We start from the raw sequence: 9,476 nt of genomic DNA, 5'->3' as shown, positions 1-9,476 counted from the left end.
CGGCCCCGGCGCTTTCGAAAAGCGCCGGGGCCGGTGCCCGTCAAAAAGGTCTGTTGAACGCTTCCGGCCGGCCCAAATGGCTCTTTATCTGCGAAACAGCCAGTAGAGCGGTTCCCGGGCGACCGTCATGCCCACCTTTTTCTGGAGGGCCAGGGAGGGGGCGTTGTCGATAAGCACCTGGCCAAAGGCATACTGCCCCCGCTCCAGCGCCAGCCGCACCGCCCCCCGGAGCAGCGCTTCCCCCAGGCCCCGGCGGCGGTAGGCGGGCAGCACCTCCAGAAGGCCGATGGAGCCCTCGCTGTGGAAGCCCGCGAAGCCCGCCAGCGTCCCGTCCACGAAGGCCCCCAGCATACCGGCGCCGATGGCCTGCCGGATGTGCTCCAGGCCGCCGATATCGCTCTTGCTGTAGTGCTCACAGACGTAGGGGGCCCACTCCTCCCCCAAAAGGTGCAGCTCCCCGCCGAAGGCCGGCGCCTCCGGCGGCTCCGGAGCTGTCCAGGCGGCCTGGACGCACAGCTCCTCTTTCCACAGGCCGAAGCGGCCGGCCAGCTCGTCCCGGTACCAGAGGTCGTGGCCCACCAGCAGGTCACAGTCCGCAGGCAGCAGGGGGAGCATCCCATCCAGGGCGGCCCGGTCCCGGGCGGTAAGCATGTAGGCCCCCGACCCCCGGTCATAGAGCAGCACCCCGCCCTCCCCGGCGTAGAGCAGCTCCGCCGAGCCCCGTCGCAGCACCTCCAGCATGTTTAAGTAGAGCAGCCTATTTCGGTTCAGACAGGCCAGCGCGGTTTCGTTTAAAGACATGGCGCACCTCCTTATAAAGTGGCAGAGAGATGACGAAGCTGGTAAGCCGTCCGTTGCTCTCGCAGCGGATGTTCCCTCCGTGGCTCTCCACGATCTCCTTGGCGATGGCCAGCCCCAGCCCGGCCCCGCCGGTGCGGGAGGAGCGGGCGGCGTCCAGCCGGTAGAACTTCTGGAAGATGTTGGCCAGCTCCCCCTCGGGGATCTCCAGCCCCTCGTTTCGGATGGTGATCTCCGCCTGACGCCCTACGGTTTTGGCCTGAATGTCCACCCGGCCGCCGGGGGTGGAGTAGCTGACGGCGTTGCGCAGCACGTTATCGAAGACCCGGGCAAGTTTGTCCGGGTCTCCCAGCACCACTAGGTGGTGCTGAATTTCCACCGTGCACTGGAGCTGCTTCTCCGCAAAGAGGGGGTAGAACTCGTCGGCGAGCTGCTCCAGCAGCATGGACAGCTGGATGGGCTGGCGCTCCCCCGGCCCGCTGTCCAGATCCATCCGGGTGATGTCGAAAAACTCCCCCAGCAGTTCCTCCAGCCTCCGGGCCTTGTCCAGGGCGATGCCGGTGAACTTGGCCCGCTGGGCGGCGTCCAGGCCGGGATCGTCCCGCAGCAGAGTGAGGTAGCCCACCACCGAGGTCAGCGGGGTCTTGAGATCGTGGGCCAGGAAGGCCACCAGATCCCCCTTGCGCTGCTCGCTCTCTCTGGCCGCCGCCTCCCGCGCCCGGAGCTGCCGCTGGATGGCATTCAGATCCTCTTGGATGGGGGCCAGCTCCCGGGGCAGCTCCACCGGCTCCGCCTGGGCCTCCACCAGCCGGCGGGTGGCCGAGCGGATGTCGTCCAGCCAGCGGGTAAACCGGCCCATGGCCAGGTAGAAGGCGATGAGCATCAGCAGCATGGTACCCAGGGTGAGGATCTCCTGCTTGTTGTTGCGGATATAGCGCTGGTAGAGCTCCGCCGCCCCCTCCGGGCTCTGGCCGAACAGGGTGGTGGCCGCCCAGAGGAAAAAGCGGGCGAAGGGGTCCTGGAGCACCCCATCCACCACCACCTCCAGCAGAAAGATGCCCACGCCCCCCGCGATCAGGGTGCCCAGCACCACAAGCAGCAGCATTTTCAGCTTGAGGCGGGTATATTTTCCATCCAAGACGTTCTCCTCCTATGTCCCGTGTCCGGCCGCCGAGCGCTGCGCAAAGCGGAGCACCGACCAGGCCCCGCCCAGCAGCAGAACCTCCAGAAAGGCGGCAAAGCGCCACAGCACCAGCCCCACCGCCAGATGCCGGCCGAACAGGGGGCCCATGAACAGGTAGAAGCTCCCCTCCGCGCCGCCGGCGTTGCCTGGGAGCATGATGATGCGGGAGAGCACCAGCACCAGGCACTGGACCAGCACCAGCTCCCAGAAGGAGCCCCCTGTCAGACCCAGCCCCCGGTAGAGGAAGAAGGGAATGGCAAACAGGGCCGTGAGCTCCACAAACATGCCCGCGAACAGGCCCGCCAGCATCCGGCGGTTGCCCTTGAGGGCGCGGAGCTGTGCGCAGAACTCGTCCACCTTTTCCATGCCCTTGTCCACCATGCCCTCCCTGGCCATCACCTTCCAGTGGCGGGCGAGGAAGGTGAGGATGCGGCGGATCAGACGCTGAATAGGCTCCGGCCGCACGGCGGTAAAGAGGGCCAGCCCGCATAGAAACACGTAGAGGGCAATCAGCGCCCCCGCCCCCGCCACGGCGGGGCCCAGCCCCTCCCGCCGCCAGAACAGCTCATAGGCCAGGGCGGCCACTGCATAGCCGGTGTAAACCATGGTGTTGGCCACTGCCTTCCAGGTGTAGATGGAGGCGGTGTAGGTGGCGCTCATGCCCGCATCGTACATTAGCTTGAGCTGCACCGGCGCGCCGGCGGGGCCCAGCTTGTAATAAAACTCCCCAATATAGGCCGCATCAAAGCAGCCCGCCAACTTGACGGGACAGCCCGCCGAGCGGCCCATACCGTAAAAGATCAGCGCGTCCACGCTTTCGCTGAGGGGGACGCACAGGGCTGCCCCCAGCAGCCACAGGGGCTGGATGGAGGCCAGCAGGGCCCGCACATCCATAGTACGGGCCACATACACGATGAGCCCCGCCAGAATCGCGCCGCCGATGGACAGGCCGGCGATGGAGAAAATACGATTGAACAGGGCCTTCTTATTTTTCTTTTCCGTTGGGAACACCTTCTCCAGACAGGTTCAGTTGCTGCGGCGCAGCACGCCGCCGCACCGGCAGCGGTACCGCTCCGGGTGGTCCACCAGCGGGGAGCGGCGGCTCCGGCAAAACTCCTGCCCGCAGCGCTCGCACACCAGCCGGTAGCGCACCGGCCGCACATCCGCCACCCCCAGCGCCTCGCAGGTGCCGGTACGGGAGATGGCATAGCCGTAGGCCCCATTCATCCGTGCGGCGTACTCCTTCCAGAGGGCCCCATGGTTGCGGCAGCCGGGGCAGGTGTGGAGCACTTCGTGGGCCAGGGTCTGCATACACGCCCGCTCCTCCGCCTCCAGCAGCCGCTCGGACAGCTCAATCACATACTCCCCGCCCCGCCGGATGCAGCAGCCGAACCGGGTCACTGCCCGGCGGTTGACCGCCACGTGGGGGGAGATGCGGGCCGACACCGGGATACCGAGGGCTCTGGCCTGCTCCACCGCCCGGGCCAGCAGGGCGTCAAACTCATTCATAGGATGCCTCCATTTATACTAAAAATGATTGTACCACCCTTTTTCGGAAAAGTCACTAGCCGCCTTTGGCGGCGGGGTGGGTCACAGCATAGAATGGCCCGGGAGGTAATTGTCATGAAATACTGTTTTGACCCCTGCGGCTGTCCGCCGCCCTGCCCCCCATATCCGCCCTGTCCGCCCTCCCCGTCCGGGCCCACAGGCCCCACCGGGCCAACCGGGCCGCAGGGGGAGCGGGGACCGACGGGCCCCCAGGGCGCCGCCGGAGCGCAGGGCCCCACCGGGCCCTCTGGAACCACGGGGCCGCAGGGCCCTGCCGGAGGCCAAGGTCCCCAGGGTGTGCCTGGGCCTACCGGCCCTCAGGGTATCCGGGGCATGGACGGCCCCACCGGGCCGCAGGGGCTTCCCGGCCCAGCCGGAGCCACCGGGCCCCAGGGTCCCCAGGGCGCCGCCGGACCAACAGGCCCGCGGGGGGCGGCAGGTGCCACCGGGCCTACCGGCCCTCAGGGTATCCGGGGCATGGACGGCCCCACCGGGCCGCAGGGACTTCCCGGCCCAGCCGGAGCCACCGGGCCGCAGGGCCCCCAAGGAGTACCGGGTCCCACAGGCCCCCAGGGCATCCAAGGGATGGCGGGAGTGGCCGGACCAACCGGGGCCACAGGCCCCCAAGGCGTACCAGGTCCCACCGGGCCCCAGGGTATCCCCGGACCGGCTGGAGCCACAGGGCCCACAGGTCCTACCGGGCCTCAGGGCACGCCGCAGGACGACGTTTTTGCATCCTATTACTCCGACGTGGCCTCGGTGCCCAACAATACCCAGATCCCCCTGGACGAGCTGCTGAATGACCCTACCGGCAACATCACAGCGGTCAGTTCCCAGCAGCTTCGCCTTCAGCCGGGCTATTACCGGGTATCATACGCGGTATCTGTCCTTCTGGCTACGCCTGGCTATCTTCAGGTGACTCCCGCTTTCGGCGGCTTTGCCCGTATCGACCTGGGAATCTATTTCCGGACCTCCGGGAACAGCTCCACCGCCAACGGTGCCAGTACCTTTTCCTTTTATACCCCTGTCGCCACCAACTTTTCCCTAACCTATAACAGCGACGTGTCCGGTCGGAGCGTGCGCACCACACTGGATATTCAGAAACTCCGGCGCACACCCTGAGCCCGGCCCGGCCGGGGCCCCTGCTCCGGCCGGGCCAGTTCTGATGTTTTTCTTACAATTACGCCCCGCCCTTGACTTGCCGCCGCCGCTTTGGCTATAATGTCCTGGAAAAGGGGGCGGATGCCATGGACGCGCGGATTCTGGTTGTGGACGACGAGCCGGAGATTGCCGATCTGGTAGAGGTCTATTTGAAGAGCGAGGGGTGCACCGTGTTCAAGTGCGGCACCGGCACCGAGGCGCTGGCCGTGGTGCGGACCCAGGCTCTGGACCTGGCCATCCTGGACGTGATGCTCCCCGACATCAGCGGCTTTACCCTCTGCGGGGAAATCCGCAAGGAGCACCACTTCCCTGTACTCATGCTCACCGCCAAGGCGGAGGACATGGACAAGATCACCGGCCTCACCATCGGCGCGGACGACTACATTACCAAGCCCTTCAACCCGCTGGAGCTGATGGCCCGGGTCAAAGCCCAACTGCGCCGCTACACCCGCTACAACGAGGCCGACAAGGCCGGCGACTGCCGGGACATCATTGACTTCAACGGCCTGGTCATCAACCGGGCCACCCACGAGTGTACCCTCTACGACCGGGAGCTGGGCCTCACCCCCATCGAGTTTGACATTCTCTGGATGCTCTGTGAGAACCGGGGCCAGGTCATCTCCGCCGAGCGGCTCTTTGAGAGCGTGTGGGGGGAGAAATACCTGGACCGCAATAATACCGTTATGGTTCATATCCGCCGCTTGCGGGAAAAAATGGGCGAGCCCTCCCGCAATCCCCGGTTCATTAAGACCGTCTGGGGCGTCGGCTACAAAATTGACTAATTTTTTTGAAAAAAACAATTGACAAAACGGGAATGATCGCGTATACTGAATCCTGCCCTGTCCGACAGGGGGTTTTCAATGGCGGCATAGCTCAGTTGGCTAGAGCATGCGGTTCATACCCGCAGTGTCCCCGGTTCAAATCCAGGTGCCGCTACCAGACCCCAAAAGACGGCACCGCGCCGTCTTTTGGGACTTCCCTTCAGGAGTATCCCGCCCCGCTTGGGCAACCTGGCCCGTTGGTCAAGTGGTTAAGACACCGCCCTTTCACGGCGGTAACACGGGTTCGAGTCCCGTACGGGTCACCAATATATGGAGGCGTAGCTCAGCCGGTAGAGCACTTGCTTCACACGCAAGGGGTCACAGATTCGAGTTCTGTCGTCTCCACCAGAAAAGGACATCCGTCAGGATGTCCTTTTTGCTTTGATCTTTACCGCCCGGAGGACGGCTCCCCTTTCCGCATTTTCATGCTGGGGACGGCGCGGCCCGCAAAGGCCCGGACATGCTTCAAGTTGGTTCATCGAGACTTTGCAATATCTGAATTGCATTGAATTTTCAGAACGCTGGCATCCAGATGAATGCCCGTTTCTGTTTTTCTGTTGCCCAAGACGGAGAAGCACAACGCGCGGGGCGGGCCTTTGCGGCCCGCCCCGCGCGTCTCACACTGCCGTCTCCCGCTCCAGCGCCCGCACCTGCGGAACCGCCAGGAGCTTTGCAAACACGATGCCGATGACACCGCCGCAAATCTGCCCCACAAACACGGGAACCAGCAGATTGGGCTGAAAATTGACGTTGAAGGCCAGGAAGTCCCCCAGGCTGTATCCGCCGCAGGCCAGGAAGGCCATACACACCACCTTGTCCCGGGGGCGCATCTCCTTTACAAAGGGGAACATCGCCAGGCCGTTGGGCAGGCAGGCCACCAGGCCCACGCTCCCGCTGGCCTCCAGCCCGGCCAGACGGCCCAGCTTTTCCAGGGGCTTGCCCAAATACCGGCGGATCAGCGTCACCATGGGGAAGGCGCCGGTGAGCATCATGGCGATGGTGCCCAGCAGCTCCACGGCCCGGAAGGTGTTCTCCTCGTCGGCCAGGATCGGATCAAAGCCCCAGCCGATGCCCAGAATGTCGGTGAACAGGCCGGTGTAGTGCTGGAGGATGCAGGCCACCACCACCAGGGTGAGGGCGCCGGTCATCAGCTTTCCAAACACCATGAAGCCCTTGACCATCCCGTTGGGAAAGAACTTCAGCCCCAGGGCCAGCAGCACGCAGATGACCACCAGGGGGATCATGTTGCGCAGGAGCATCCCCAGGGTCAGCATCACCACATGATCCGGCTCGCCCACACTGGAGAAGGTGGAGCGGATGGCCGGGTGGGTGAACATCACGATGACGCTGGTGATGAACACGCCGAAGGGCACGGAGAGGAAGCCGCTCATGGTGCCCAGGGCCAGGTATTTGTGATCCCCCTTGTCCAGCATGGACAGGCCGATGGGGACGTTGAAGGCGATGGTGGAGGCGCACATGAAGCCGATGGCGATGATCACCGGGAACAGATCCGCGCTCTGGCCGATCTCGGTGGCCAGGGCGAAGGAACCGCAGTCCGGCGGCATGATGATCGCGGCGGCTACCACCGGATCTCCGCCAAAGAGGGCGAATACCGGCCCGAACACCTTGGAGATGAAGACTTTCAGGAAGGGAACCGAGGCCATCAGCCCGCAAATGGGGATGAACATGTTCGCCATGGCGTGCAGGCCGTCCTGAAAGGCCCGGCCCAGCTCCGACTGGTCATTGACAATGTAGGAGATTCCGCCGACGACACAGCAGGCCATCATGAGATAGGTAATGAGCGTTCCGATGAATTCCATGGGCTGCCCCTCCTGCCCGTCAGCCGCCCAGCAGGGTCAGGCTGCGGGAAAAGCTGGGGTCGTCCAGGAAGGAGCATGCCTGAACCGCACGGGTGCGGCCGTACTCCCAGTAGAAGTCCGCGTCCTTGCCGTAGCAGATCTGAACCAGCGACCAGGTAGACCAGTGGGAGGTCACCAGGAACTTGTTGATCAGCAGGCGGGCCTTGGCCTCCTCGCTGGGTTCGCCGCCGCAGTAGGCGCGGAAGAACACATCCTCGCAGCGGGCGTCCAGGGGGTTCTCCACACAGACGCAGGCGATGTCGTAGTAGCCGTCGTTCATGCCGCCGTACTCCCAGTCGATGACCCGCATCTGCTCGCCCTGGAGCATGAAGTTCTCCGCCAGCGCGTCGTTGTGGCAGGGCACGCGGCGGGGCGGCTGCTTGGCGTAGGCGGCGCGGATGCGCTCCAGCGCCTCCACCATGCGCTCCCAGCCCTCGTAGCGCTTCCCGTAGCTGTGCTCGTCCAGGATGGCCTTGTACTCGTCAATCTTGGCGACGGGATCGAAGGAGGTCTTGAACTCCAGGCCGCTGTCGTGATAGCGGCGCATGACCGCTCCCGCCTTGACCAGTACCTCGTCCCGGGTCTGAAAGTCCACGGGGTGCATGGTGGGCGCATCAATGTACTCAACAATTTGTGAACCCGTCTTGGGATCGTAGTAATAGATCTCCGGCGCAATGCCCAGTCCGGCGATCTCACCGGCATTGTGCTTTTCACCAGGGCGGTTGATATAGTTGGCGGTACCCTGTCCGGCCAAGCGGATGGCAATCTGGGTGCCGTCTTCGGTCACGGCGCGGAAATTCTTGTTGGTCAGGCCGCCCGGCATGATCTCCACCACCGTCAGCTCCTGCTTGAAGATTTCGCGCGCCAGATTCAGAAGGCGCATGAAATCGGCAATCTCTTCGTTGCGGATCACGGTGCCAAAAACGGACATATTATTTTCCTGCATAATAAAGCCCTCCGTTTGTTCTCTGTTTTAACAAAGTGGAATTGGGGAATTGCCGCAGTGAGGCGCTGAGTCTGAGGAAAAAGTGCGGCCAGGGGGGGCCGCTCTTTCCGTCTGTAACGAGCATATACCTTTGTGTTACACAAAAGTCAATGCATCTTTCTCTCTCGTGCAGCATTTTATTTTATTCTCACAGTAATTATTTGCTATTTTTATTTAATTTCACTAATACAAGAGCCTTTTGACAGGTCCGACCGCCTGTGATAGAATGTCTTATCCGCGCAGGAGGTGAGTCCCATCAAGGAAAATCTGTTGTCCATCACAGAGCTTGCGAAGCTGCGGCAAGTGACCAGCGAAACGCTTCGGTACTATGACCGTATTGGACTGATCACACCGGACTATGTAGATCCCCAAACCCGCTACCGCTACTATTCCATCCGCCAATACGAAAAACTTGGCACCATCAAGGAGCTGCGGCAGCTTGGCATGTCCATCCACGACATCACCGACTATTTTTCGGGCCGCAATTTGAGGAAATCCCACCAGCTTCTCCTCCATCAGTTGGAGCTGCTGGAGGAGGAGATCCGCAAACAGCAGCTTCTCAGCGAAATTCTGCGCCGCAAGCTCCACTTTCTGAGTGAGATCACCCCGCCCCCGCCGGTGGACAAGGTCTTCTGCCGCGCCTTTCCCCAGCGGTATATGATTACCTTCGGAGAGCCTGCCGGCGGCTCCCGGGAGCACGCCTTTGCCTTTACCCGGCTGGAGCGCTACCTGGACGAGGTGGCCCCCATCCTGGCCAGCGACCGTATCGGCGTCTATGCAGACTGGCACCTGCTGGAGCCCAGCGACGATTATATTCCCGCCGTCCCCATGATCTTTGTGGAGCGTGACGCCATTGAGTCCGAGCATAAGCGCACGATACCCCCGGGGGATTACCTGTGTATGAATTACCGCAGAGGCGAGCTGGAGCGGTACCACCCCTCCTTTGCCCGCCTGCATACATATATGGCGGAGCATGGCTGGGTCCTGAATGGAATGATTTTTCAGTTCTACAAAATTGACGTCACCCTCACCAGCGATCCCGACGAGACGCTGATGGAGATCCAGGTGCCGGTGCGGCCGGCGGAGTCTTAGCGGCTCCGCCGGCCGCTTTCTGCTCTGCG

The 9,476-nt window shown here is 63.1% G+C and carries 9 protein-coding genes, 3 tRNA genes and 1 pseudogene; 7 read left to right on the top strand and 6 right to left on the bottom strand.

Annotation, left to right across the window (positions count from 1 at the left end; genetic code table 11):
- Positions 1-84: 84 nt before the first annotated feature.
- The 4 genes from HMPREF0372_RS08815 to HMPREF0372_RS08800 are packed head-to-tail and all read right to left on the bottom strand — an operon-like array spanning position 85 to position 3,490.
- On the bottom strand, positions 85-801 hold the full coding sequence (locus HMPREF0372_RS08815) for a GNAT family N-acetyltransferase (protein WP_039997032.1): 717 nt from the start codon (positions 799-801) through the stop codon (positions 85-87).
- Complete coding sequence (locus tag HMPREF0372_RS08810; RefSeq protein WP_009257427.1) at positions 758-1,936, bottom strand: sensor histidine kinase; 1,179 nt, start codon at positions 1,934-1,936, stop codon at positions 758-760. Before HMPREF0372_RS08810 ends, HMPREF0372_RS08815 begins: the two co-directional genes overlap by 44 nt.
- Positions 1,937-1,948: 12 nt before the next feature.
- On the bottom strand, positions 1,949-2,992 hold the full coding sequence (locus HMPREF0372_RS08805) for a lysylphosphatidylglycerol synthase transmembrane domain-containing protein (RefSeq protein ID WP_007491055.1): 1,044 nt from the start codon (positions 2,990-2,992) through the stop codon (positions 1,949-1,951).
- Between the two features lie 15 nt (positions 2,993-3,007).
- Complete coding sequence (locus HMPREF0372_RS08800; RefSeq protein WP_007491054.1) at positions 3,008-3,490, bottom strand: SprT-like domain-containing protein; 483 nt, start codon at positions 3,488-3,490, stop codon at positions 3,008-3,010.
- A gap of 114 nt (positions 3,491-3,604) precedes the next feature.
- Here HMPREF0372_RS08800 and HMPREF0372_RS21420 point away from each other — a divergent pair.
- The 6 genes and pseudogenes from HMPREF0372_RS21420 to HMPREF0372_RS08775 all read left to right on the top strand — a co-directional run.
- Positions 3,605-4,195: pseudogene (locus tag HMPREF0372_RS21420) on the top strand (collagen-like domain-containing protein); the annotation flags it as partial.
- 93 nt (positions 4,196-4,288) lie between these two features.
- Positions 4,289-4,651 (top strand): hypothetical protein, encoded by a 363-nt coding sequence (locus tag HMPREF0372_RS20560; RefSeq protein ID WP_230979270.1) that lies wholly within the window; start codon positions 4,289-4,291, stop codon positions 4,649-4,651.
- A 125-nt stretch (positions 4,652-4,776) separates the two neighbouring features.
- On the top strand, positions 4,777-5,472 hold the full coding sequence (vanR, locus tag HMPREF0372_RS08790; protein ID WP_007491050.1) for a VanR-ABDEGLN family response regulator transcription factor: 696 nt from the start codon (positions 4,777-4,779) through the stop codon (positions 5,470-5,472).
- Positions 5,473-5,552: 80 nt separating this feature from the next.
- A tRNA-Met gene (locus HMPREF0372_RS08785) sits at positions 5,553-5,629 on the top strand.
- Positions 5,630-5,702: 73 nt separating this feature from the next.
- Positions 5,703-5,777 (top strand) — tRNA-Glu (locus tag HMPREF0372_RS08780).
- Positions 5,778-5,783: 6 nt separating this feature from the next.
- Positions 5,784-5,859 (top strand) — tRNA-Val (locus tag HMPREF0372_RS08775).
- Between the two features lie 269 nt (positions 5,860-6,128).
- Here the strand turns inward: HMPREF0372_RS08775 and HMPREF0372_RS08770 are convergent.
- Positions 6,129-7,331, bottom strand: coding sequence for an ethanolamine utilization protein EutH (locus tag HMPREF0372_RS08770; RefSeq protein ID WP_007491049.1), 1,203 nt, complete (start codon positions 7,329-7,331; stop codon positions 6,129-6,131).
- Positions 7,332-7,350: 19 nt separating this feature from the next.
- Positions 7,351-8,316 (bottom strand): phosphotransferase, encoded by a 966-nt coding sequence (locus HMPREF0372_RS08765; RefSeq protein WP_007491047.1) that lies wholly within the window; start codon positions 8,314-8,316, stop codon positions 7,351-7,353.
- Positions 8,317-8,625: 309 nt separating this feature from the next.
- Between HMPREF0372_RS08765 and HMPREF0372_RS08760 the strand changes: the two genes are divergently transcribed.
- Entirely contained in the window at positions 8,626-9,447 is an 822-nt protein-coding gene (locus HMPREF0372_RS08760) for a MerR family transcriptional regulator (RefSeq protein WP_009257372.1), read from the top strand.
- The last annotated feature ends 29 nt before the right edge of the window (positions 9,448-9,476 follow it).

This window comes from Flavonifractor plautii ATCC 29863, assembly GCF_000239295.1.
Classification (GTDB): domain Bacteria; phylum Bacillota; class Clostridia; order Oscillospirales; family Oscillospiraceae; genus Flavonifractor; species Flavonifractor plautii.
The sequence above is the reverse complement of the archived record's forward strand: the minus strand, read 5'-3'. Positions and strand labels throughout refer to the sequence as shown.

Excerpts from the sequence above, each read along its gene's own strand:
- HMPREF0372_RS08815 (WP_039997032.1), bottom strand. The coding sequence starts at position 801 with ATGTCTTTAAACGAAACCGCGCTGGCCTGTCTGAACCGAAATAGGCTG.
- HMPREF0372_RS08800 (WP_007491054.1), bottom strand. The coding sequence starts at position 3,490 with ATGAATGAGTTTGACGCCCTGCTGGCCCGGGCGGTGGAGCAGGCCAGA.
- vanR (WP_007491050.1), top strand. The coding sequence starts at position 4,777 with ATGGACGCGCGGATTCTGGTTGTGGACGACGAGCCGGAGATTGCCGAT.
- HMPREF0372_RS08770 (WP_007491049.1), bottom strand. The coding sequence starts at position 7,331 with ATGGAATTCATCGGAACGCTCATTACCTATCTCATGATGGCCTGCTGT.
- HMPREF0372_RS08765 (WP_007491047.1), bottom strand. The coding sequence starts at position 8,316 with ATGCAGGAAAATAATATGTCCGTTTTTGGCACCGTGATCCGCAACGAA.